The organism is Streptomyces deserti (genome assembly GCF_054782695.1).
In genome coordinates this window covers 695,660-717,419 of sequence record NZ_BAAGRZ010000001.1, presented here as the reverse complement: position 1 = coordinate 717,419, position 21,760 = coordinate 695,660, and the positions used below count along the sequence as shown (strand labels likewise).

22 protein-coding genes and 1 pseudogene are annotated in these 21,760 nt (G+C 71.2%); 9 read left to right on the top strand and 14 right to left on the bottom strand.

All coding sequences use genetic code 11. The features are described from left to right. Positions 1 to 2: 2 nt before the first annotated feature. The 6 genes from ACYVMZ_RS03255 to ACYVMZ_RS03230 are packed head-to-tail and all read right to left on the bottom strand — an operon-like array spanning position 3 to position 4,700. Positions 3 to 650, bottom strand: a complete 648-nt coding sequence (locus tag ACYVMZ_RS03255; protein ID WP_461075183.1) for a 3-oxoacid CoA-transferase subunit B — start codon at positions 648 to 650, stop codon at positions 3 to 5. After that, on the bottom strand, positions 650 to 1,411 hold the full coding sequence (locus tag ACYVMZ_RS03250) for a CoA transferase subunit A (RefSeq protein ID WP_461075181.1): 762 nt from the start codon (positions 1,409 to 1,411) through the stop codon (positions 650 to 652). Before ACYVMZ_RS03250 ends, ACYVMZ_RS03255 begins: the two co-directional genes overlap by 1 nt. Beyond that, positions 1,411 to 1,710, bottom strand: a complete 300-nt coding sequence (gene catC / locus ACYVMZ_RS03245) for a muconolactone Delta-isomerase (RefSeq protein ID WP_461075179.1) — start codon at positions 1,708 to 1,710, stop codon at positions 1,411 to 1,413. Before catC ends, ACYVMZ_RS03250 begins: the two co-directional genes overlap by 1 nt. Before the next feature lie 57 nt (positions 1,711 to 1,767). After that, on the bottom strand, positions 1,768 to 2,634 hold the full coding sequence (gene catA, locus ACYVMZ_RS03240; protein WP_461075177.1) for a catechol 1,2-dioxygenase: 867 nt from the start codon (positions 2,632 to 2,634) through the stop codon (positions 1,768 to 1,770). A gap of 52 nt (positions 2,635 to 2,686) precedes the next feature. Continuing rightward, positions 2,687 to 3,790, bottom strand: a complete 1,104-nt coding sequence (locus ACYVMZ_RS03235) for a mandelate racemase/muconate lactonizing enzyme family protein (protein WP_461075175.1) — start codon at positions 3,788 to 3,790, stop codon at positions 2,687 to 2,689. Further along, positions 3,771 to 4,700 carry a LysR substrate-binding domain-containing protein gene (locus ACYVMZ_RS03230; protein ID WP_461075173.1) on the bottom strand — a complete coding sequence of 310 codons (930 nt, stop codon included), beginning with the start codon at positions 4,698 to 4,700 and terminating at the stop codon, positions 3,771 to 3,773. Before ACYVMZ_RS03230 ends, ACYVMZ_RS03235 begins: the two co-directional genes overlap by 20 nt. A gap of 248 nt (positions 4,701 to 4,948) precedes the next feature. Here ACYVMZ_RS03230 and benA point away from each other — a divergent pair, with 248 nt between their 5' ends. From benA to ACYVMZ_RS03190, 8 genes and pseudogenes are all read left to right on the top strand, one after another. Further along, positions 4,949 to 6,328, top strand: coding sequence for a benzoate 1,2-dioxygenase large subunit (benA, locus tag ACYVMZ_RS03225; RefSeq protein WP_461075171.1), 1,380 nt, complete (start codon positions 4,949 to 4,951; stop codon positions 6,326 to 6,328). Between the two features lie 36 nt (positions 6,329 to 6,364). Next, positions 6,365 to 6,880, top strand: a complete 516-nt coding sequence (gene benB / locus ACYVMZ_RS03220; RefSeq protein WP_461075169.1) for a benzoate 1,2-dioxygenase small subunit — start codon at positions 6,365 to 6,367, stop codon at positions 6,878 to 6,880. A 47-nt stretch (positions 6,881 to 6,927) separates the two neighbouring features. Beyond that, a complete protein-coding gene (gene benC / locus ACYVMZ_RS03215) occupies positions 6,928 to 7,947 on the top strand; it encodes a benzoate 1,2-dioxygenase electron transfer component BenC (protein ID WP_461075167.1) in 1,020 nt (339 codons plus the stop codon). Continuing rightward, on the top strand, positions 7,944 to 8,726 hold the full coding sequence (locus ACYVMZ_RS03210) for a 1,6-dihydroxycyclohexa-2,4-diene-1-carboxylate dehydrogenase (protein ID WP_461075165.1): 783 nt from the start codon (positions 7,944 to 7,946) through the stop codon (positions 8,724 to 8,726). Before benC ends, ACYVMZ_RS03210 begins: the two co-directional genes overlap by 4 nt. A 59-nt stretch (positions 8,727 to 8,785) precedes the next feature. Continuing rightward, complete coding sequence (locus ACYVMZ_RS03205) at positions 8,786 to 9,556, top strand: MFS transporter (RefSeq protein ID WP_461075163.1); 771 nt, start codon at positions 8,786 to 8,788, stop codon at positions 9,554 to 9,556. Next, positions 9,505 to 10,161 (top strand): MFS transporter, encoded by a 657-nt coding sequence (locus ACYVMZ_RS03200; RefSeq protein WP_461075161.1) that lies wholly within the window; start codon positions 9,505 to 9,507, stop codon positions 10,159 to 10,161. Before ACYVMZ_RS03205 ends, ACYVMZ_RS03200 begins: the two co-directional genes overlap by 52 nt. After that, positions 10,145 to 12,952: a helix-turn-helix transcriptional regulator gene (locus tag ACYVMZ_RS03195; protein ID WP_461075159.1), complete on the top strand. Its 2,808-nt coding sequence runs from the start codon at positions 10,145 to 10,147 to the stop codon at positions 12,950 to 12,952. The genes ACYVMZ_RS03200 and ACYVMZ_RS03195 overlap by 17 nt, the downstream gene beginning before the upstream one ends. A 240-nt stretch (positions 12,953 to 13,192) precedes the next feature. Further along, positions 13,193 to 14,047: pseudogene (locus ACYVMZ_RS03190) on the top strand (phosphatase PAP2 family protein); the annotation flags it as partial. Between the two features lie 61 nt (positions 14,048 to 14,108). On the opposite strand, the gene ACYVMZ_RS03185 reads toward ACYVMZ_RS03190, so the two are convergent. Further along, on the bottom strand, positions 14,109 to 14,990 hold the full coding sequence (locus tag ACYVMZ_RS03185; protein WP_461075157.1) for a class I SAM-dependent DNA methyltransferase: 882 nt from the start codon (positions 14,988 to 14,990) through the stop codon (positions 14,109 to 14,111). A 375-nt stretch (positions 14,991 to 15,365) separates the two neighbouring features. Between ACYVMZ_RS03185 and ACYVMZ_RS03180 the strand changes: the two genes are divergently transcribed. Beyond that, positions 15,366 to 15,488: a hypothetical protein gene (locus ACYVMZ_RS03180; protein ID WP_461075155.1), complete on the top strand. Its 123-nt coding sequence runs from the start codon at positions 15,366 to 15,368 to the stop codon at positions 15,486 to 15,488. A gap of 42 nt (positions 15,489 to 15,530) precedes the next feature. Here the strand turns inward: ACYVMZ_RS03180 and ACYVMZ_RS03175 are convergent, their stop codons facing one another. The 7 genes from ACYVMZ_RS03175 to ACYVMZ_RS03145 form a co-directional block, all read right to left on the bottom strand. Beyond that, positions 15,531 to 16,928 (bottom strand): diacylglycerol/lipid kinase family protein, encoded by a 1,398-nt coding sequence (locus ACYVMZ_RS03175; RefSeq protein WP_461075153.1) that lies wholly within the window; start codon positions 16,926 to 16,928, stop codon positions 15,531 to 15,533. A gap of 93 nt (positions 16,929 to 17,021) precedes the next feature. Further along, complete coding sequence (locus ACYVMZ_RS03170) at positions 17,022 to 17,180, bottom strand: hypothetical protein (protein ID WP_461075151.1); 159 nt, start codon at positions 17,178 to 17,180, stop codon at positions 17,022 to 17,024. After that, positions 17,177 to 18,055 carry a cytochrome c oxidase assembly protein gene (locus tag ACYVMZ_RS03165; RefSeq protein ID WP_461075149.1) on the bottom strand — a complete coding sequence of 293 codons (879 nt, stop codon included), beginning with the start codon at positions 18,053 to 18,055 and terminating at the stop codon, positions 17,177 to 17,179. The genes ACYVMZ_RS03170 and ACYVMZ_RS03165 overlap by 4 nt, the downstream gene beginning before the upstream one ends. A 30-nt stretch (positions 18,056 to 18,085) precedes the next feature. After that, complete coding sequence (locus tag ACYVMZ_RS03160; RefSeq protein WP_461075147.1) at positions 18,086 to 18,553, bottom strand: DUF2243 domain-containing protein; 468 nt, start codon at positions 18,551 to 18,553, stop codon at positions 18,086 to 18,088. Then, on the bottom strand, positions 18,550 to 19,119 hold the full coding sequence (locus tag ACYVMZ_RS03155; protein WP_461075145.1) for a hemerythrin domain-containing protein: 570 nt from the start codon (positions 19,117 to 19,119) through the stop codon (positions 18,550 to 18,552). The genes ACYVMZ_RS03160 and ACYVMZ_RS03155 overlap by 4 nt, the downstream gene beginning before the upstream one ends. An 8-nt stretch (positions 19,120 to 19,127) precedes the next feature. Further along, on the bottom strand, positions 19,128 to 20,327 hold the full coding sequence (locus ACYVMZ_RS03150) for a hypothetical protein (protein WP_461075143.1): 1,200 nt from the start codon (positions 20,325 to 20,327) through the stop codon (positions 19,128 to 19,130). A 650-nt stretch (positions 20,328 to 20,977) separates the two neighbouring features. Next, a complete protein-coding gene (locus tag ACYVMZ_RS03145; protein ID WP_461075141.1) occupies positions 20,978 to 21,673 on the bottom strand; it encodes an ANTAR domain-containing protein in 696 nt (231 codons plus the stop codon). Positions 21,674 to 21,760 lie beyond the last annotated feature (87 nt).

Genomic DNA, 21,760 nt, shown 5'->3' with positions numbered 1-21,760 from the left:
GCTCATCGGGCGACCTCCTCCGGTGTCAGGACCTTGGCGGCCGTGTTGTCGGTGATGTCCCCCGCGGTGACGCCCGGGGCGGTCTCGACCAGGACCAGGCCGTCATCGGTGACGTCGAGCACGCCGAGGTCGGTGATGATCCGGTGGACGCATCCTCGGCCGGTGAGCGGCAGGGTGCACTCCTCGACGATCTTCGGGCTGCCGTCCTTGGCGGTGTGCGTCATCGTGACCAGGACGCGGCCGGCGCCGTGCACCAGGTCCATGGCGCCGCCGATGCCGGTGACGAGCTTGCCCGGCACGGCCCAGTTCGCCAGGTCCCCGCGCGCGGAGACCTGCATGGCGCCCAGGACGGCAACATCGATGTGGCCGCCGCGGATCATCGCGAAGGAGAGCGCCGAGTCGAAGAACGACGCCCCGGGAAGGACGGTGACCGTCTCCTTGCCCGCGTTGATCAGATCGGGATCGACCTCGTCCTCGTACGGGTAGGGGCCCGTACCCAGGATGCCGTTCTCCGACTCCAGGACCACCTGCACTCCCTCGGGCAGGTGCCCGGGGATCAGGGTCGGCAGACCGATGCCGAGGTTGACGTACTCGCCGTCGCGCAGTTCGGCGGCCGCACGCGCGGCCATCTCCTCACGTGTCCAGGCCATCAGCCGCGCACCGTCCTCTTCTCGATCCTCTTGTCGGCGGCCTGCTCCGGGGTGAGGGCCACCACCCGCTGGACGAAGATGCCCGGCAGGTGCACCTGGTCGGGGTCGATGCCGCCGGGTTCGACCAGCTCCTCGACCTCGGCGATCGTGATGCGTCCGGCCATGGCGGCCAGCGGGTTGAAGTTGCGGGCGGACTTGGCGAAGACGAGGTTGCCGTGGCGGTCGCCCTTGACGGCCCGTACGAGCGCGAAGTCGGTACGGATGCCGTGCTCCAGAACGTACGGCGTGCCGCCGAAGTCACGGACCTCCTTGGGCGGCGAGGCCACCGCCACACCGCCCGCCCCGTCGTACCGCCACGGCAGCCCGCCCTCGGCCACCAGCGTGCCGACCCCGGCCGGCGTGTAGAAGGCGGGGATGCCCGCGCCGCCGGCGCGCAGCCGCTCGGCGAGGGTGCCCTGCGGGATCAGCTCCACCTCCAGCTCGCCGGCGAGGTACTGCCGGGCGAACTCCTTGTTGGCGCCGATGTACGAGCCCGTCACCCGGGCGATCCGGCCGGCTGCCAGCAGGACCGCAAGGCCCGAATCCAGCGCCCCACAGTTGTTGGACACCACCTTGAGCCCCGTGACACCCGCCGCGTACACGGCCTGGATGAGGGTGTTCGGTACGCCGCTGAGACCGAAGCCGCCGACCGCGAGCGACGCACCGTCGTGCACATCGGCCACCGCTTCCCCGGCCGTGGCCACCACCTTGTCCGTCGCCATCAGCCCGCCGCCCCCGCGGTGGCGTCGAGGGCGGACGGGTGGCTCGACAGGGGTGTGACGGTGATCGTCATATAGGGGAAGAGCGGCAGGTTCCACAGGACGCGGTGCAGTTCCTCGTTGTCCGCGACATCGAAGACGCTGAGGTTGGCGTACTGCCCGGCGCAGCGCCAGATGTGGGCCCAGACACCGGCCTTCTGGAGCTCCTGGCAGTAGCTCTTCTCCCGGGCTATCAGGTCCTCGCGGACCTCGGGGTCGAGGTCGTGCGGGATCCCGACGTCCATCTTCACTGCGAACAACATGGTGCTTCCTCCGCCGGTGGAGATCGTGGTGGTGCGGTACGTCAGGCCTTTGCGGCGTCAGGCCTTGTCGAGCACGAAGTCGTAGGTGACTTCGTTGCCGACACCGGACGCCGCGGGCGCCGGGTCGAGGACGAGCTCGGGCTTGACGGCCGAGGCGATGTCGTCCTCGACGTGGCTGCCGCCCCGGAAGTACAGCTGGGTGGTGATGAGCCGGTGGCCGGGCGCGGAGACCTTCAGGTGCAGGTGGGCGGGGCGCCAGGCGTGCCAGCCGGCCGCGGCGATCAGCTTGCCGCAGGAGCCGTCGGTGGGGATCTGGTACGGAGCGGGCTCCACCGTGTGAATCCTGAAGCGGCCCTCGCCGTCGGCGATGACGGTGCCGCGCAGGTTCCACTCGGGCAGCCCGGGGGCGAACTGCGAGTAGAAGCCGTCCGCGTCGGCGTGCCACATCTCGACCCTGGCGCCGGCCAGCGGGGTGCCGTCCACGCCGGTCACCTGGCCCTGGAACAGCAGCGGTGTGCCGGGTTCGTCGTCGCGCATGGGCAGGGTGGCCTCGGCGGTGAACGTCGGCGAGCCGGGGACGTAGTACGGACCCTCGATGGTGCCCTTGCTGCCCTGGCGGTCCTCGTTGGCGACCTCTTCGACGACGTGCTCGATCCACACGTCGAGGAACAGGGGCCACTCGCCGTCGAGGCCGACCTGGATCAGCCAGGCCTTCAGCGCGTTGAACTCGGCGTAGGTGACCTTGTGGCGGCGGATGATGTCGTGTACGGCGGCGAGGACTTCGGACGCCAGGGTGTCGACGCGCTTGGTGTCGGCGACGACGCCGTCCGTGCGCTGCAGGGCGCGGAACTTCTCGGTGGCGGCGGCACCGGAGGCGGCGGCGGTGGCCCCCTCAGCGGACGTGGGCGTGGTGATGTCGGTCATGTCTCGTTCCTGTTCCTGGTGGTGGTCACATTTCCTGGGGCGGTCCCGCGGCTCAGGTGTCCTGGCGATAGCGGGCCAGCTTGTCGGGGTCGATCTCGATGCCCAGCCCGGCGCCTTCCCGGATGCGCAGGGTGCCGTCCTCGATGGAGAGCGGCTCGGCGAGCAGGTCGTCGGTCATGTCGAGGAAGTTGGACAGTTCACCGGCCCGCCGGGCGGCCGACCGGTGGGCCGCGCCGAAGGCGACGGTGCACAGCGTGCCGATCTGCCCGTCGATCTGATTGCCCATCACGACCTCGACGCCGAGGGCCTCGCACTGGTGCAGCACGCGCTGGGAGGCGGTGAAGCCGGTGCGGGCGGTCTTGATGCTGATGGCGGTCGCGGATCCGCCGAGCAGCTCTCGGGTCACCTCCGCCGGCCGGGTGGCGCTCTCGTCCGCGATGAAGGGGATGGGGCTCTGCCCGACCAGCCAGCGACGTCCCAGTACGTCGTCGGCGGGGCAGAGTTCCTCGGCGAAGGTCAGGCCCAGGTCGGCCATCTCGCGCAGGGCGCGGGCGGCCTCGGAGGCGGTCCAGCCGCGGTTGCCGTCGATGTAGAGCTCCACGTCCGGCCCGAGGGCCTCCCGGAGGGCTCGGCAGGCCTCGACGTCGTCGGTGTAGGGCCGCTGGCCGACCTTGACCTTGAACGTGGTGATGCCGTGGGTGTCCCGGACCCGCTCGGCTTCGGCGACCATCCGGTCGGCCGGTGCGAAGCCCACCATGTGGCTCACCCGCATCCGGTCGGTGTAGCCGCCGAGCAGGCCGGACACCGGCATGCCGGCCGCCTGGCCGAGCAGGTCCCACAGGGCCATGTCGATGGCGGCCTTGGCGGTGGGGTTGCCGACGGTCCGGTCCAGTTTCTCGTGGACGGCTTCCCGCTCCAGCGCCGAAAGGCCCAGGACCTGCGGGGCGAAGATCTTCTCGATCACCGCCACGATGGATGCCTGCGTCTCGCCGTAGGTGTAGGGGCGGGGCGGGGCCTCGGCGACACCGGTCAGGCCGTCGTCGGTGTGCACCCGTACCAGCACATGGTCGGCGGTGCGCACTTCACCGCTGGCGAATACGAGCGGCTTTCTGTAGGGAATCGCGAAAGGGATTGCCTCAACCTTGGTGATCTTCATGCGGCCCCTCAATGCTTTCGGGCGCGATAAACACGCGGTTCTTTTCGAGAATGTGCAGCAGATTCCTCAGGAGGGGAGATTCGTCGCCCTCGCGCCAGGCGATTGCGAGCCGGACGGGCGGGGCGTCCTCGACGCGTTTGCACAGCACGCCTTCGCGGGGCGCCGAACGGATGGACTCCGGCAGCACGGCGACGCCCAGGCCCGCGGCGACCAGGGCCAGCGCCGCGGAGGTCTCCGTGACCTCGTAGGCGCGGCGCGGGTAGAAACCGGACGCCAGGCAGCTGCGGATCACCGCGTCGTTGACGACGGAGCTCAGCGTGGCCGCGTACATGATGAAGCTCTCGTGCCGCAGCTGCTCGACGCGTACGACGTCCGCCTCGCCCAGCCAGTGGTCCTCCGGCACGGCGACGACCAGCGGCTCGTCGGCAAGGGCGCGGTGGGCTATCCCTTCCCGGCGCACCGGCGGGCGCAGCACGCCGACGTCGAGGCGCCTTTCGAGCAGGCCCGACTCCTGAGCGGGCGTGAGCATCTCGGTGTGCACCTCCAGCAGCACTCCCGGCATCTCGTGTTTCACCAGCCGCGCCAGGGCGGGCAGCTGCCGGTACGAGGCGGATCCCGTCAGGCCGATACGCAGCACCCCCTCAGCCCCCGACGCGAAGCGCCCGACCCTGTCCACCGCCTCGGAGACGGCCTGGAGGATGCGCCGCACGTCGGCGTGGAACACCTCGCCGGCACCGGTCAGCGCGACGTGCCGGGTCGTGCGGGCGAACAGCTCGACCCCCAGCTCGGCCTCCAGCCGGCGGATCGCCTGGGACAGCGGGGGCTGGGCCATGTGCAGCCGCTGCGCCGCCCTGCCGAAATGGCGGGTGTCGGCGACGGCCGCGAAATACCGGAGGTGCCTGAGCTCCATCGGGCTCCTCCTTCTCGTTTCGGGGCCCTCGATTGCGCCTCAGCGTAGGAAGCGAAATCCGGTACGGAGAAATACTTGTTCGCAGCGTATTGATACGGGGGCGATATCAATACCCCCCTGGGTCAACCCTGGGGGAATTACCTAGGGCCCCGGACTTCATCGCGGTGTCATGGTGCTGAAAAGCAGTCGTAACTCATGGCACCCCTGGCTGCCGGCCGGGTGACAGACACGATTCGGAGGGACGGACCATGGCCGAAGCACACAGCCGTGCGCGGACCATCCTCGAAGACGCCCTGGTGGAGGACCCTGCGAGCGGCGTGTACCGCGTCCGCCGGAGCGTCTTCACCGACGAGGAGCTCTTCGAGCTGGAGATGAAGTACATCTTCGAGGGGAACTGGGTCTATCTCGCGCACGAGAGCCAGATCCCGGAGGTCGGCGACTACTTCACCACCTACATCGGCCGACAGCCCGTGGTCATCTCCCGCGACAAGCAGGGGGAACTGCACGCCCTGATCAACGCCTGCACCCACCGGGGCGCGATGCTGTGCCGCCGCAAGACGGACAACCGCACGACCTTCACCTGCCCGTTCCACGGCTGGACGTTCAGCAACGCCGGCAAGCTCCTCAAGGTCAAGGACCCGCGCGGCGCCGGCTACCCGGAGCAGTTCAACACCGGCGGCTCGCACGACCTGACCAGGGTCGCCCGCTTCGAGAGCTACCGCGGTTTCCTCTTCGGCAGCCTGAACCCGGACGTCAAGCCGCTCCACGAGCACCTCGGTGACGCGGCCAAGGTCATCGACATGATCGTCGACCAGTCCCCGGAGGGGCTGGAGGTGCTGCGCGGCTCATCGACGTACACCTACGACGGCAACTGGAAGCTGCAGGCGGAAAACGGCGCCGACGGCTACCACGTGTCGGCCACCCACTGGAACTACGCCGCGACCCAGGCCCGCCGCGCCACGGGCGAGTCGGCCAACGACACCAAGACGATGGACGCCGGTGGCTGGGCCAAGCAGCGAGGCGGCTTCTACTCCTTCGACCACGGCCACCTGCTGCTGTGGACGAAGTGGCTCGACCCCACCAACCGGCCCCTGTACGAGCGGCGCGACGAACTGGTCGCGGCCTACGGCGAGGACAAGGCCGACTGGATGATCGGCGTCTCCCGCAATCTGTGCCTCTACCCCAACGTCTATCTGATGGACCAGTTCGGCTCCCAGATCCGGCACTTCCGGCCCGTGTCGGTCGACAAGACCGAGGTCACGATCTACTGCATCGCCCCCAAAGGCGAGTCGGCCGCCGCGCGCGCCCAACGCATCCGGCAGTACGAGGACTTCTTCAACGCCACCGGCATGGCGACCCCGGACGATCTGGAGGAGTTCCGCTCCTGCCAGAAGACCTACCTGGCCACCGCCGCCCCGTGGAACGACCTCAGCCGCGGTGCCGTGCACCAGATCCAGGGCCCCGACGAGGACGCCAAGCGCATCGGGCTCAACCCGCTCGCCAGCGGTGTGCGCACCGAGGACGAAGGCCTCTACCCCATCCAGCACGGCTACTGGCAGGAAGTGATCCGCCGCGCGCTGGACGAGGAAGCCCGGACCGCCCGGCGCAGCGACGACGTCCCGGCCTGACCGCAGACCCACGGCGCTCACGAAAGGAGCAGCATCATGACGACGACCACCGCGGGGACGGGCACCGTCACGCTGGAAGCGGTCCGCCAGTTCCTCTACCGGGAGGCGCGCCACCTCGACGACCGCCAGTTCGAGCAGTGGCTGGAGTGCTACCACCCGGACGTCGAGTTCTGGATGCCGGCCTGGGCGGACGACGACGAGCTCACGCGCGACCCGCAGAGCGAGATCTCGCTCATGTACTACCCGAACCGCGGCGGACTGGAGGACCGGGTCTTCCGCATCCGCACCGACCGCTCCAGCGCCACCAGCCTGCCCGAGCCGCGCACCGGCCACAACATCACCAACGTGGAGATCACCGGTGAGAACGGCGGCCTGGTGGACGTGCGGTTCAACTGGTTCACGCTCTACTACCGCTACCAGAACGTCGACACCTACTTCGGCACGTCCTTCTACCGCATCGACTTCACCGGCCCGAGCCCGCTGATCAGGGCCAAGAAGGTCGTGCTGAAGAACGACTACATCCACCACGTGGTCGACATCTACCACGTCTGAACCGAGTGGGCCCTTCCCCTGCCCCGCAACCCGAAATGAGCACCACCATGGCATTCCAGGTCGCCTTGAGCTTCGAGGACGGCATCACCCGGTTCATCGACTGCGGACCGGACGAGACCGTCGCCGACGCCTCGTACAAAGCCCGGATCAACATCCCGCTCGACTGCCGTGACGGCGCGTGCGGTACCTGCAAGTCGCTCTGCGAGTCCGGGAGTTACGACGGCGGCGACTACATCGACGAGGCCCTGACCGAGGACGAAGCGGCGCTCGGCTACTGCCTGCCGTGCCAGATGACCCCGCGGAGCGACCTCGTGCTGCGCATCCCGTCCACGTCGGCCGCCGCCAAGACGGCCGCGGCCACGCACACCGCCACCCTCACCGAGATCGCCCGGTACTCCGCGAGCACCGTCGGTTTCACCCTCGACGTCGACGACCGCCGGGCCCTGGACTTCCTGCCCGGCCAGTACGTCAACGTCCGTGTCCCGGGGACGGAGCTGACCCGTTCGTACTCCTTCAGCTCCGGCCCGCACCAGCGCCAGGTCTCCTTCCTGGTCCGCGTCACCGAGGGCGGCGCGATGTCCGGCTATCTCACCGACCGGGCCGAGGTCGGCGACCGCATCGAGTTCACCGGCCCGATGGGCAGCTTCTACCTTCGCGAACTCACCCGTCCCGCCCTGTTCCTGGCGGGCGGCACCGGACTCGCACCGCTGCTGTCGATGCTGGAACGGCTGGCCCAGGCCCCGGCCCCGCACCCCGTCCACCTCCTCTACGGCGTGAGCAACGAACCGGACCTCGTCCACCTGGACACGCTCGAGGACTACGCCGACGTCATCCCGGGCTTCACCTTCGACCACTGCGTCGCCGACCCGGCCAGCAGCGCCCGCAACAAGGGCTACGTCACCGGCCTGATCGACGAGAAGACCCTGCACGACGGCGACGCCGACGTCTATCTGTGCGGACCGCCGGCCATGGTCGAGGCGGTACGCGGCCACATCACCGCCCTGGGCATCACCCCCGCGAGCTTCCACTACGAGAAGTTCGCGGTGACCGCGGGGGCGGCGAGGTGACCCGGTTCACGCCCCACCCGGGCCGGTTCGCGGGCAAGAAGACCGTGGTCACCGGCGCCGCCCAGGGCATCGGCCTGGCGGTCGCCCGCCGTCTGGCGGCGGAGTCGGCCGATGTCGTCCTGGTCGACCGCTCCGAGCTCGTCCGGGAGGCCGCCGCCGAGCTCGAGGCGGAGGCCGTCATCGCCGACCTGGAGCGGTACGAGGGAGCCGAGACCGCCATCGCCGAGGCCCACGCGCGGCACGGGCGGATCGACTGCCTCATCAACAACGTGGGCGGCACGATCTGGGCCAAACCGTACGAGCACTACACGCCCGACCAGATCCAGGCCGAGATCCAGCGTTCCCTGTTCCCGACCCTGTGGACCTGCCGCGCCGTCCTGCCCCACCTCATCGAGCAACGCTCCGGCACCATCGTCAACGTCTCGTCCGTGGCAACCCGCGGCGTCAACCGCGTTCCCTACGCGGCGGCCAAGGGCGGGGTCAACGCCGTCACCGCCTCGCTGGCCCTGGAGGCGGCACCGTACGGCGTCCGCGTCGTGGCCACCGCGCCCGGCGGCACCGACGCCCCGCCCCGGCGTGTGGCCCGCGGCCCGTCGGCGCGGACCGGCCAGGAGCAGGCCTGGTACCAGCAGATCGTCGACCAGACCCTCGCCTCCTCCCTGATGAAGCGGTACGGCTCGCTGGACGAGCAGGCCGCGGCGATCGTCTTCCTCGCCTCCGACGAGGCGTCCTACATCACCGGAACGGTGCTCCCCGTCGCCGGCGGCGACCTCGGGTAACCGCACGCCGGACCCACCGCTCAGGCCTGCCCGGCCACCACGATCAGGGGGCAACCACGATGAACGCTCAGCCGCACGGACGGACCGTTCCACAGCAGCGCAGCGAACTGCGCTGGATCATCGGCATAGCCGCCGTGACCCTCCTCTTCGACGGATACGACCTCGTCGTCTACGGCACCGTCGTGCCCAGCCTGCTGCGCGACCCGGGCCAACTCGGCGCTCTCACCCCCGGCCGGGCCGGGGCACTCGGCAGCTACGCCCTCATGGGCGTCATGGTCGGCGCACTGCTCGCGGGCGCCGTCGGCGACCACATCGGCCGACGCCGCGTCATGCTGGTCAACATCGCGTGGTTCTCCATCGGCATGGGGCTGACCGCGCTGGCCACCAGCGTCACCGCCTTCGGCATCCTCCGCTTCCTCACCGGCATCGGCGTAGGGGCCCTGGTGGCCACCGTCGGCGCCCTCGTCGCCGAATTCGCCCCGCCGGACCGGCGCAACTTCTACAACGCGATCGTCTACAGCGGCGTCCCGGCCGGCGGGGTACTGGCGGCCCTGCTGGCGCTGCTGACCGCCGACGCCATCGGCTGGCGCGGACTGTTCCTGGTCGGGGCACTGCCGATCCTGCTGCTGCCCGTGGCGATGTTGCGGCTGCCGAGTCGCCCAAGTGGCTGCTGGCCCACGGCCGGAAGGAACGCGCACGCCAGACCCTGCCCGCCGCCGGGAAGCCCGCCGAACCCGCCGACGCGGCACGGGGCGCGGGCAAGGAGAAGGTCGGCTTCGTGGCGCTCGCGACCCGCCGCTACGCGCTCGCCACCTTCTTCCTCGGCCTGATGAGCTTCTCCGCCCTGCTCCTGACGTACGGCTTGAACACCTGGCTTCCGGAGATCATGGGCCGCAACGGCTACGGAAAGTCGTACTCCCTGGCCTTCCTGCTGACCCTCAACGGCGGTGCCATCGTCGGCGGCCTGATCGCCTCACGGGCCGCCGACCTGCTCGGACCGAAACGCGTGATCGCCGCCACCTTCGGCCTCGCCGCCGTGTCGCTGGCCCTGCTGACGCTCAAGCTCCCGCTCGGAGTGCTGCTCGGCGCCGTCGCCGTCGCGGGGGTGGGCACACTGGGCACCCAGGTCCTCATCTACGGCTTCGTGTCCAACTACTACGACACCGTGGCGCGCGCCGCCGGTGTTGCCTGGTGCGCCGGGTTCGGCCGGCTCGGCGGCATCGGCGGCCCGGTCGTCGGCGGGGCCCTCGTGGGTGCCGGAGTCCCGCCCCTGTACGCCTTCTACGTGTTCGCCGGCGTCGCCGTCGCCGGCATGCTCGTGACCGGCTTCGTCCCACGTCAGGCCGGTGCGCGTGTCCTCGCCACGGCCGCTGCCGAGCAGGAGTCCCTGCCCGGCACCAGTGCTAGCGTGCTGAGACATGGACAAACGTCCTGAGCGGCACCGGAGCCTGATCGGACGGGCCGGCGAAGCCGCCGCGCTGGCCCGCAGGCTCGGCGCCGCACGCACGGGCCACCCGTCGATGGTGCTGGTCGCCGGCCCCTCGGGCAGCGGCAAAACGGCCCTGGTCGAGCAGATCCTCTCGGAGGCGGAGGAACCCCTGCGCGTCCTGCGCGCCACGGGCGTGTCCTGGGAGTCGGGCGTGGCGCTGGGAGTCTCCGAACAGCTGGCCCGAGCCTGCGACGCGGAACCGGACGTTCAGGGCGCGGCGCGCCCCGCGACGCCGGACGTGATCCTCGCAGCGGCACAGCGCCTCCACCGGCTCTGGACGACCGCGCAGCGGCACGGTCCCCTCGTGGTCGTCGTCGACAACGCCCACTGGGCCGATGTGGAAAGCCTGCGGGCGATCCGCTCCGCGGTACGCAGGATGTCGACGGAGCGGGTGCTCGTCGTCCTGATGGCCCGGGACGATCCGCACGAGCTCTACCCCCCGCTGGAGACCGCGGGGACCCGGGAGACGCTCGAAGCCCTGCGGATCCTGGAGTTCCTGGAGGACTGCCGCGAAGACGCCGTACGGCTCGGCCCGCTCGGGCCGGAGGAGGTCAAGGCACTGGCGTACGAGGCCTGCGGCATCACCCTCGCGCTCCCCACCGCCCGGCATCTGTGCCGGCACACCCTGGGCAACCCACGGCACATCACCGAGCTGCTGCGCGAGATGCCGCCCGACACCTGGCGGGAGTGGCAGCCCGTTCTGCCGGCTCCGGCCCGCTACGCGTTGACCGTACGCCACCGGCTCGCCCAGTGCGGCGAAGCCGCCCGGGCCCTGGTGGAGGCGTGCTCCGTCCTCACCGACGACGCTCCCGTCGCCGAGGCCGCCGCACTCGCGGACCTCGAGGACCCGCTTCCCGCGGCGGACGAGGCACAGGCGGCCGGACTGCTGACGGTGACCGCCGAACCCGGGCAAGCGACGCTGTCCTTCCCCCACCCGCTGGTCAGAGCCGCCGTCCTCACCGGCATCGGACTGACGAGGCGCGGCACCCTCCACCGTCGCGCGGCGGCGATCACCGAGGACCACGGCCGGCGACTGACGCACCGCGTCGCCGCCGCGACCACGGCGGACGCGGAACTGGCCGACGAACTCGATCAGTACGCGGCCGGGCGCGCGGCCGCGGGAGAGTGGGCCGCGGTGGCCGACACCCTGGTCAAGGCCAGCCGCCTGAGCCAGGACCGCGCCACACGCCAGGACCGGCTGCTGCGCGCCGTCGACGCCATGATCGGCGCCGGAGACATCCCCCAGGCCTCGGTCTTCGCCGCGGAACTGGAGAGCTTCCCGGCCGGCACACTGCGCGACGTCGTCCTCGGCTACCTGGCCATCATGCGCGGCCGCGCATCGGAGGCCGAAACGTTCCTGACCCAGGCCTGGGAGCGGTGTGACCCTCGGCGCCGTCCCGATCTGATGGCGAAGATCTGCCAGCGGCGGGTGCTGCACGCCCTCGGACGCTGGGACATGCCTGATCTCGTCGCCTGGGCCCGCCGGGCGCTCGAACTGGCGGACCCGAACGACCCCTCGGCCATCGAGTCCGAAGCCATCATGGGACTGGGGCTCGCCGCGATGGGCCGACCGGACGAGGCCACGGCCGCCTATGAGGCAGCCGCTGCCAAGCTGCCCGGCGGCGCCCACCCCCAACGCTTTCAGCTCGGCCGCGGCTGGGTGGACCTTGCCCTGGACGCCCCCGAAGCCGCACGCCGGGAACTCGAAGAGGCGGTCCCCACCGGCTACCGCATGGGCTCCACCCGGATCTCGCTGTGGGCACAGGGATGGCTGGCCCGTACCCAGTTCGCTCTTGGGGCATGGCAGGAGGCCCTGGAAACCGTGGAGCGGGCAGCCGCCCACCTCGCCGACGTCAGGATCGAACTCGTCCGCCCCCTGGTGCACTGGACCGGGGCCCAGATCCACGCACTGCGCGGTGACTGGGAGGCGGCCGACCACCACGTCAGGGAAGCCGCCGCCGACATGCACCACTACGAGGCCATGCTCGTTCCCGCCTGCCTGGCACGCGCCCAAGTCGCCGAAGCCCGCGGCGACTACGAAAGGACCGTCGAGGCGCTCGCTCCCCTGCTTCGGCTGCCGTCCCGGGAGCGCCTCGACGAGCCGGGATTCTGGCCCTGGCACGACGTCTACGCCCACGCCCTGGTGATGAACAACCGCATCGACGAGGCCGACGCCTTCCTCGTCCCGTACGAGCAGCTCGCCGCACGCCGCGGTCACCACTCCACCCTGGCCCGGCTCGGCATGGTACGGGGGCGCATCACCGGTGCCCGAGGCGACATCGAGACGGCCCGCAAGGAATTCGAGCGGGCCCTCGCTCATCTCGAACGGCTTCCCCTGCCCTACGACCGGGCCTGCGTGAACCTCGCCTACGGCCAGACACTGCGTCGCGCGGGAAAGCGCCGGGAAGCCGACACGGTCCTCAAGAACGCTCGGGACACCTACCTCACCCTCGGCGCCCGCACCTGCGCCGAACGGTGCGAGCGAGAGCTCAAGGCAGGCGGGCTGAACACAGCCCGTGGCGCACCGGGCCTGCCCCGCCTCACCGCCCAGGAAGAAGCCGTCGCCCGGCGTGTCGCCGCCGGTGCGAGCAACAAGCAAACAGCCCAGGAGCTGTTCATCTCCGTGAAGACGGTGCAATACCACCTCACCCATGTCTACACAAAGCTCGGCATCCGCTCCCGCGGCGAGCTCGCCGCACGCTTCCGCGAGATTTCGGCGCCCGATGCGTCGACGTGAGGGTGCCGCCTGAAGGCGGTCCACCCGCGATGACGGCGCATCCTGGTGGCGATGTCTCGGGCACGGGTGAAGTCGCGGCTGCTTTGGCGACCATGTGTTCCGCGGTAAGTCCCGTGACGCGCAGGCGGTGGAATATCACGAGACGTGCACAAGCCCGGCGGTGCCAGGATTCACGATCGCCACACCGAAGGGCGCAGCACGGAGAGCTGGTATCCACTCACATTCTGTAACGTCGATGGAGTGCGAACCGAACGAACACTCACGCGTCTGGACCGGCTGTTCGCCAGGCTGGACCGTGAGCCGGAGCGGCCGGCACACATCGATGTGCAGAAGACGAGCCGGCACCGCGTCGTGCTGCTCGCCGCGACGCTGCTCTTCTACCTGGCGATCGTCTGGGCCGTGGCGACCACCTCGTGGCTGGTGCGGCTCGACTGGCGACTGATGTTCTTCCGGCCGTATCAGCAGTGGCCCGAGGTGCATGCCTTCGCCGACTACTACGTGGTGCTCGGCCAGCGCGGCCCGACCGCGGTGATGGTTGCCGCGTGGCTGGGCTGGCGCTCGTGGCGGCAGCACCTCTTCCGGCCGCTGCTGGTGCTCGGCGTCTCACTGCTGCTGTTGAACGGCACCGTCGGCGCCGCCAAGATCGGTATGGGCCGCCTCGGCCCGCACTACGCGACCGTGATCGGCTCGAGCGGGATGGGTCTGGGCGGCGACATCTTCCCCAGCGGCCACACGGCGAACGCCGTGGTGACCTGGGGCGTCCTGGCGTATCTGGCCTCCACCCCGAGAGCGCGCCGCTGGCTGTCCGCACTGTCGGCGGCGATGGCGCTCGGCGTCGGTCTCACCACCGTCTACCTCGGTACGCACTGGCTGAGCGATGTCCTGCTCGGCTGGGCCGCGGGGCTGCTGATCCTGCTGGCGCTGCCGTGGTTCGAGCCGCTGATCGCCCGGGCCGAGGCGTGGGTCCTCGACCGGCGCGACCGGCCGCGCGCCCGGTGGCGTGCCCGGGACGGTCACGGCGCGCCCGTCCCGGCCGGTTCGCCCGTGGTGCTGGTTCGGCGTCCCTCGGTAGCGGGGGAGGCCCTGGCGCGCGACACGGTCTGACAGGCGGCCGATCGGGAGGGCACACGCCAACGGGACGGTATGCGGCATCCGGTCACTGCTGCGACGCAGACTCATTGACGGATGTCTTGCCGGTGCCGGTACGGCCGGCCGGGGTCAGTTCCTCGGATCGATCGGGGTCCAGCAGCGGGGAGCGGCTCACCCGGATCTTCGACTGGCCGTGGGGCCGCTTCTCCCAGTCGTCCATGAAACGACCGTGCAGGCCGTGCTTGCGGGCCAGGGTCAGGAGGGTCTCGGTGCGGTAGTAGAAGTCCTCGCGCAGCACCTGGTGTTCGGTGCCTTCGGTGCGGTCGAAGGTGAAGTCGAAGAACCCCTTGTCGGTCAGGACGCGGCCGACGTGGGCGAGGCACTCCTCGATCACCTCCAGCGGCGAGTGGGAGAAGACGCTGTGCGCGTGCACGACGTCGAAGTGGTCGTCGGGCAGGAAGTCCAGGGTGAGGTCGCCGGTGATGGTCAGGTGCGGCAGTTTGTCCTGGAGCCCGCGTTCGACGAGGGTCTTCTTGGCGGCGATCAGGATGTCCGGCGAGATGTCGATGCCGTAATAGTTGCCGGTGCCGAGGTAGTCGATGAAGCGCCAGCCGCCGCGCAGGTTGCCGCAGCCGATGTCCAGCATCCGGTGCTCGGGTCGCAGCCCGTGCTCGATGAGGTAGTCGAACTGCATCTGCCCGAGTGCCAGCCAGCGTTCGTGGGTCTGGCTGCCGACCGCTGCCTCCGGGTTGCGGCGGGTGTCGGAGGCCATGACCGCGCGGTAGTAGCTGACGTGGTCGGGGTGCTTCAGGCGCAGCCAGGTGTCGCGGGTGACGCGGCGGAGATACGGGGCGACGCGTCCGGGGTGGGTGAGGGCGTAGCCGACCTTGTGAGTGAGGGTGGAGCGGTTGCGCTGCAGCTTCTTCTGGGACTTCGCATCCTGGGCCATGGCGGTGACCTCCGTACGAGGGGCGTCCCCGATGCGGGGAGCGGCCTCTGACAAGGGATGGGGACAAGGGGTGAGGACGAGCGGTGAGGACGAGGGATGAAAGCGTGCGGGTGACCGACCGGGCCTGACCAGCGCACCGGCCCGTCCCGGACGGGCCGCGGGCCAATGTAGTGGGCCGTCGCACGCGACACATGCCACTGAACGGGCGATGGCAGCCCGGGGCCGGGTGTCGGTCTTCCGTGTCACCTCGTGGCCGCGGCTTCGGCACGCGCTGCGCAGCGTCGACGGCCGGTCGGCTACCCCGTGATCGAACCTACTTGCGCCGGGGCAGTCCCCTTTGTCCTTGCTTGACAGGTATCGCCCGGAGGGTGACGGGTGGCCTCACCCACGAAGCAGAGCGGCGGGGTGTTCGGCGAGGGGCGGCCTCAGCAGGCGGACGGATTCGCCGGCATGGCGCGGCGGTTCACCGGCCAGGTCGAGCGCGGTGGACGTTCGTAGCGCACCCCCGCGACCCGGCGCCCGCTTCCGGTTGCCGGGACATCACTCGGGGCCGGTCCGTTCGCGGACCGGGGCGGGGGCCGAGGTGCGGTGGCGGTGCGGGCGGCGGGGTGCGGCCGTGCGGCCCACCGTCGCCGCCAGCTTGCGCAAGCGGCGCCAGTCCAGGCGGAGTTGGGGTGGTGGGACGCCCGGGCGCTTGCGGGGTACGCGGACGCGGAGTGCGCCGGGGGCGATGCGGCAGTGGACCGGGGTGGGCAGGACCAGGGCCTCGCCGTCGACGCCGGCCTCGATCTCCGTGCGGTCCGCCTCGATGACGACGTCGGGCGCGGTCAGGATGGTCAGGCCGTCCGGCTCGGGGTCCAGGAGCAGGGCCGCGGCCTCGGCCGCGCTGTCCACGCGGACGCCCAGGACGCCGAGCGCGCCGGAGTCCAGGCGTTCGCGGCGGCCGAACCCGAGCGGGTCGCCGGTGCGGTACGGGTTGTTGCTGACCAGGATCGCCTGCGGGTCGGTGAGCGTGGTGGCTCCGGCGTGGGCGGTGAGCCGGGGGCCCTGCTGGCGGGTGAGCAGGTCGGGCAGCAGGGCCAGGCTGGTGCCGATCTTGTCGTCGCGGTAGGCGGGACTCTGCACGATGGCCGCGTAGGCGCCGAAGGACGCGTTGTTGACGAAGGGGTGCCCGCCGGCGAAGCCCAGGTCGACGCGGAGTTCCACGCCGTCGGTGAGGGCTTCGAGGCAGGCGGCGGGGTCCTCGCGGTCCAGGCCGAGGTCCATCGCGAAGTGGTTGCGGGTGCCGGCGCTGATGACCAGGAACGGGACGTCGTGCTCGGCGGCGACGGCCGCGACCAGCGCCTGTGTGCCGTCGCCGCCCGCCACGCCCAGCAGGTCCGCGCCGTCCGCGACGGCGGCCCGGGCCAGGGCGGTGACGTCCTGGGGGTGGTCGGGATCGAGCAGGACGACGCGTGCGCCGAGCTGTTCGGCCCGCTCCCGCAGGGCGAACCGTGTCACCTTCCCGCCGCCCGAGCGCGGGTTCATGATCAGGAAGGGGCGCCGCGGTGGCGGCGTGCGGCGTTCCCGTACGAGCACCCGGGTGCTGTCGGCACCGCGCAGGGCGTACCGGCCGCTCCACACGGCCACGCCCCACAGCGCCACCGACAGCAGCAGCGCCCAGAACAGGGTGACGGCGAACAGGGCGACGGCGGCGGCGGGCACGGACACGGCGAGTACCGCCGCCGCCCACCGCTCCGGTCCGCGCAGAGTCAGCGTCCACCACACCGCCGCCGCGCTCAGGCCCAGTCCCGCCACCCCGGCCACGAGCAGCAGGGCACCGCCGACACCGCCGTAGGCGAGGGGGACGAGGACCGCGAGCGCCGCCGCGGCCAGCGCCGTCCTCGCCGCCCACCGCTGCCTGCGATAGGCGTGCCTGTCCAACAAGTCCACGGCCATGCTTCCTCCACTCGCCGGCGGTCATCGTAGGCGTGGGGAGTTACGGCCGTCTTTCTGCTGGGGGTGAGGGCTGCGTACGAGGGGGGCGGGCGGCTAGGCGCCGAGGCCCTGGGTGTCGTTCGGAGCGGGTGTCTCCTCGCGTTCACCCTCCGCCTGGGACGGGGTCGAGTGGGGTGGGGCCGGGCGGTCGGCCGGGTTCATCGGGTCGTCCTCGGGTTCGCCCTCGGCCTGCGAAGGGGTGGGGTAGCTCATGGTGGTGCCTCCTGCTGGCGGGGCCGGTCGGCGGTCTGCCGGAGGAGCGGGGGAGTGATCCGCCCCGCCGACGTGGCACCGGGTACCCCGTCGGGCCCGGCGGCATCGCGGTCGGGGCGGATCGCCGCCCGCCGGGCGAGGGCCCGCCCCTGTGCCCGGTACCACTGGGTGGCCAGCAGCACGGCCAGGACGATCTCGACGAGGTCGCCGCCGTAGTACATGACCTGGGATGCCAGGTGAAGGTCGGCCGGTGCGTACTCCTGGCCCGGCGGGCCCGTCGCCCACAGGCTCTTGGCGAGGACGGCGTGGGCCGCGGCGGCGGCCAGCAGGGTGGCGGCCCGCAGGGCGAACCCCGGCCGGTGCCGCACGGGGTCGAGGGCGAGCAGGGCGAACGTGAACAGGGACCCGGCGGCGAAGAGGTGGACGTACAGCAGGGGGCTGTGGTGGACGGCGGACGGCAGCGGGGCGCGGTACAGCAGCCACAGGCCGCCGATGTCGACGGCCGCCGCGACCGGGGGCAGGACCAGTGCGGTGACGGGCCGGGAGCGCGTCAGCGACACCAGCGCGCGGCGGCCCGGCACCGGCAGGGTGCGCAGGGCCAGCGTGACCGGCCGGGCGAGCACGACCGGCACCGGGGCCGCCATGCCGGCCGTCAGATGGGCGGCCATGTGCGCGGTGAACGGCGGCAGCCACGCCTCCCACCGCACGGCGAACGCGGCGACGAGCGTGCCGCCGCCCAGCCAGAAACCCGCGTCCCGCCCCCACGGCCACCGGTCCCCGCGCCGGCGCAGCCGGCCGGCTGCCGCCGTGTAGAGGAGGCAGCAGAGCAGGACGAGGACGGGCAGGGGAGCGGGGGTGGTGACGCCGTGGCCCATCACACCTCCCTCGTCATCTGCCGCCCGAGGTCATCCGCGCAGCCCCGTGAAGCGCCCGCGCCGCCGGACCGCATCCGCGCGCCGTGCCCTGCGCCACAGCAGCAGGCCCGCCACCAGGAACAGGACCGCGATGATGTTCCACGTCCAGTCGTACGGCGCCGGATCGACGTGGTAGCGGATCTGGTGCAGGCGCAGCAGCTTGTGCTGGACCGTGCCGTCGTACAGCTGGAAGCCGCCGATGCCCAGGCACACCCCGGACCACCAGGCCGGGCGCAGCGGGCCGTTCCTGCGGCGCAGGTCCGCGTAGAGGAACAGGCCCGCCACCATCGCCAGCCAGCCCCCGGCGTGGAAGAAGCCGTCGGAGACGAGGCCCACGTCCGGGGTGGACCTGTCGTAGAAGTGGTGCCAGTGCAGCAGCTGGTGGAAGACGGTCTCGTCGACGAACGCGGCGATGCCGACCCCGGTCAGAGCCCCACCGGCCAGCGAGCGCCTCGTCATCCGTCCTTGCCCAGGGCCTTGCGCACGGCGTCCCGGGTGCGGTCGACGACGGCGGCGATCGGGCCCAGGGCCAGGTTCTTCGCCGCGGACTCGATGCCGGGGTGCGGATGGGTCGGGGCCAGGGCCTCGGCGGCCTTCAACGCCGAGGCCATGGAGGCCAGGCGGGCCTTGTCGGCGTTGCGGCGGATGTGGTTGAACTCGTAGCGCTCCTCGGCGCGGGCGTGTGCCATCACGTCCAGCCGCAGGGACAGCAGCCCGGGCAGGAACTTGGGGTCGTCGGGGTCCATCCCGTCCAGGCGGGACAGGACCTCCTTCGCCTCCCGTTCCTCGGTGAGGCGGTCGTCCACCACCTTCTCGCCGTCCGGTACGGAGGTACGCGTGAAGGGGTGGATCACCTCCTCCTCAGCCGTCTCGTGCACGGCCAGCAGCTGGACCAGGCTGCGGAAGGCCGCGCGGCGCTCGTCCCCGGTGGTCTTCTCGACCTCGTCGAACAGGTTGCGGATGTCGCCGTGCTGGCGCATGAGCAGGGCGACGACGTCGGCGTCGGATGCTGCGGTACCGGCCATGGCGCGGCTCACCTCTCCCGGGACGCGACGTCGGGGTGCGGGCCCTCGGTCTCCATGCGGTACTCGCGGCCGAACTGCTCCCGGTGCTGGGCCATCACCCGCTCGCTGGGCGGCTCCTCGCCGCCGTGGATCTGCTCCTGCATCCGCTCGAACCGCTCGTGCGCGTCCCGGACGTAGCCCGCGCCCAGGGTGGTCAGGTCGATCTGGGTGTCGAGGAGGCCGCGGACGAACTGCTTGTTCTCCTCGAAGGTGAGCACGTTCGGCAGCTCCGGCGCGAGGATCTCCTGCGGCTCGCGGCCGTCATGTCGGCGCATCAGATCGCAGGCGATCCGCAGGTGTTCGAGCTCCATGTTGAGGTGCAGCTCCCAGATGGCCTTCACCTTCGGGTCGGACTCCTGCTGCAGGAAGGAGTGGTACAGGTAGCACTCGTTGTACTCGTGGTTGACGAGCTGCTCCCACCACGTCTCGCCCGGGTCGACCAGCGACTCGTAGTGCGTGACGTGCTCCTCCTCGATCAGGCCGATCTCCTGGTAGAGCTGACGGGCGATCGGCTCCATGTACTGGGGGCCGACGTTCATGTAGAAGTTCATGGTCTGCTGCTCCGCCGACATGATCGTCAGCGCGTGCAGCTTGGACAGCGGGTTCACGGTCGTGCGGTCGTAGGGGTCGCGCACGTTGTCGGCCGCGTGGCGGTGGTGGAACTTCGTGGGCCGGCCCGGCATCACCTCGGTCAGCCCGTCGACGATCGACTCGGCCTTGCGGTGCTCGATCATCTCGTACAGGTTGGCGTACCGGTACAGGTGGTCGAAGTCCTCCAGGACGCCGAACTCGTAGGCCTGCCTCAGGTACGGGTCCGGTTCGTGGCGGGCCACCCAGCCGGTGAGGTCGACCGCGACCTGCTCGTAGGCGATGGTCGTCTCCAGGACGGAAGCGAGGCCGGGCAGCAGCCAGTTGACGGCCTTCTGCTGCTGGTGCTCGACGTACCGGACCTCCGCCAGCTGCCGTTTGACGTCGGGGTCGGGGCAGTGGCGGGCGAGCTGGTGGCTGAAGAGGATCGCCTCGACCTCGATGCCGTTCATCGTGATGATCCGGCAGCGGGTGTAGGGGTCGGTGTGGTCGGGATCGATCGGTTCGACGTCCAGCTCGCGCCAGCTGCGCAGCTGACGGTCCAGGGGGATGCCTTGGTGCTCAAGAGGGTTGAAGCCCATGGGGGTCTCCTCGTGGCGGTCGGCCAGAGCGGGCCGCTGCCGGGTACCCACCGCGTCCCGCCGGAAACGACGGGGGCCGCGGGCGGACGCGGTGCGGGGGTCCCCCCGGGCACGGGTACCGGTACCCCCGGCCGTATTGGGCGAGGTGGGTTGCGCGGGTGGGCGTGGTGGGGGGCGGCGTGGTCGCGGGGGTGTTCCGGCTCGGGGTTCGCATGTGCGAGAGGCGGGTCGTGGACGGGCGTGGTGGCGGTGGTGTTCCCGTCCGGGTCCTCATGTACGGCGCGGGTTGCGGGCGGGCGCGGGCGCGGTGGTGGCCCGGGGCCGGTGGTGTACCCCCCCCCGGGGGGGCAGGGGGCCGGTGTCGGTGCCGGGCCAGTGCCCGCTGGGGGGCGTACGGAGATCGGGCGGCGGGGGTGGGCCGTGATTGCGCGAGGTGGGTCGGGCGGGCGCGGCTGCGGTGGTGTACCCCCGGGCCGGTGGGGTGCCTCCGGACCAGGGGTGTCCTTCCGGGCCGGTGGTGTCTTTGCGGGCCGGTGGGTGTCCCTGCGGCCGCGGTGGTTTACCCCGGGCCAGTGGTGTACGCCCGCGCCAGGGGTGTCCCTCCGGACCCGTGGCGTACCCGGGGTCGGCTGTGTATCCCCCGGTGGGCCTCAGTGTCGGCGCCGGGTCAGTGCTCGCTGCAGGGCCGTGCTGAGCTCGGGAGGCAGGGGCGGGCCGTCGGCCTGGGCGCTGGTGGTGACCGCCTCGGCGACCGTGCGCAGCTTGGTGTTGGAGAGCTGGGACGTCTCCCGCAGAATGTGCCAGGCCTCGTCGGAGGCGCAGCCGTGGGTGGCCATGATGATGCCGCGTGCCTGGTCGATGACCGGGCGGGAGACGATCGCCTGGCGGAGCTGCTCGACCTCTTCCTGCAGGACGTGCAGCTGCTCAGCACGCTCCAGGGCCACCGCCGACGACGCCGGCGCCGACGGCGGGCCGGGCTGCGCTTCGGGGTAGTGGGGTGTGGCGTTCAGGGGGTCGGTGGTGTCCAGGCCGGCCAGCTCCAGGATCCGGCGCGGCTGGCCGTTCCAGTTCGTGGCCGTGACCGGCAGCGACCGCTGCCGGCCGTAGTCGCCCAGGACGTCCAGGAACTGCAGTCCGGCCGTGTCCATGAAGTGCACGCCGCCCATGTCCAGGTCCACCCGGCTGGTGGCGGCGGGAAGGTCGGCCAGCGTCTTGGCCAGGGTGTCCGCGCATCCGTGGACGAGCTCCCCGCGTGCCGCGAGCAGGGCCCGGTCCGCGTCCACGCGGCCATCGATGACCACGGTGTTCAGCCTTCCTGAGAGAGGTAGGGGTGCCGCGGAGGTCATGTCACCGCCTTGTCGGTCCTTGTCGGTCCTCGTCGGTCGTCACTGCTCGGCAATGCGTGCATTCCTCTGCCCGGCCTGCCGTCGGCC

Coding starts and splice junctions, on each gene's coding strand:
- ACYVMZ_RS03175 (WP_461075153.1), bottom strand. CDS start 16,928: ATGGCCGTGGACTTGTTGGACAGGCACGCCTATCGCAGGCAGCGGTGG.
- benC (WP_461075167.1), top strand. CDS start 6,928: ATGGCATTCCAGGTCGCCTTGAGCTTCGAGGACGGCATCACCCGGTTC.
- catC (WP_461075179.1), bottom strand. CDS start 1,710: ATGTTGTTCGCAGTGAAGATGGACGTCGGGATCCCGCACGACCTCGAC.
- ACYVMZ_RS03185 (WP_461075157.1), bottom strand. CDS start 14,990: ATGGCCCAGGATGCGAAGTCCCAGAAGAAGCTGCAGCGCAACCGCTCC.
- ACYVMZ_RS03150 (WP_461075143.1), bottom strand. CDS start 20,327: ATGGGCTTCAACCCTCTTGAGCACCAAGGCATCCCCCTGGACCGTCAG.
- catA (WP_461075177.1), bottom strand. CDS start 2,634: ATGACCGACATCACCACGCCCACGTCCGCTGAGGGGGCCACCGCCGCC.
- ACYVMZ_RS03145 (WP_461075141.1), bottom strand. CDS start 21,673: ATGACCTCCGCGGCACCCCTACCTCTCTCAGGAAGGCTGAACACCGTG.
- ACYVMZ_RS03165 (WP_461075149.1), bottom strand. CDS start 18,055: ATGGGCCACGGCGTCACCACCCCCGCTCCCCTGCCCGTCCTCGTCCTG.
- ACYVMZ_RS03160 (WP_461075147.1), bottom strand. CDS start 18,553: ATGACGAGGCGCTCGCTGGCCGGTGGGGCTCTGACCGGGGTCGGCATC.
- ACYVMZ_RS03230 (WP_461075173.1), bottom strand. CDS start 4,700: ATGGAGCTCAGGCACCTCCGGTATTTCGCGGCCGTCGCCGACACCCGC.
- ACYVMZ_RS03235 (WP_461075175.1), bottom strand. CDS start 3,790: ATGAAGATCACCAAGGTTGAGGCAATCCCTTTCGCGATTCCCTACAGA.
- ACYVMZ_RS03255 (WP_461075183.1), bottom strand. CDS start 650: ATGGCCTGGACACGTGAGGAGATGGCCGCGCGTGCGGCCGCCGAACTG.
- ACYVMZ_RS03170 (WP_461075151.1), bottom strand. CDS start 17,180: ATGAGCTACCCCACCCCTTCGCAGGCCGAGGGCGAACCCGAGGACGAC.
- ACYVMZ_RS03195 (WP_461075159.1), top strand. CDS start 10,145: ATGGACAAACGTCCTGAGCGGCACCGGAGCCTGATCGGACGGGCCGGC.
- ACYVMZ_RS03205 (WP_461075163.1), top strand. CDS start 8,786: ATGAACGCTCAGCCGCACGGACGGACCGTTCCACAGCAGCGCAGCGAA.
- benA (WP_461075171.1), top strand. CDS start 4,949: ATGGCCGAAGCACACAGCCGTGCGCGGACCATCCTCGAAGACGCCCTG.
- ACYVMZ_RS03250 (WP_461075181.1), bottom strand. CDS start 1,411: ATGGCGACGGACAAGGTGGTGGCCACGGCCGGGGAAGCGGTGGCCGAT.
- benB (WP_461075169.1), top strand. CDS start 6,365: ATGACGACGACCACCGCGGGGACGGGCACCGTCACGCTGGAAGCGGTC.
- ACYVMZ_RS03155 (WP_461075145.1), bottom strand. CDS start 19,119: ATGGCCGGTACCGCAGCATCCGACGCCGACGTCGTCGCCCTGCTCATG.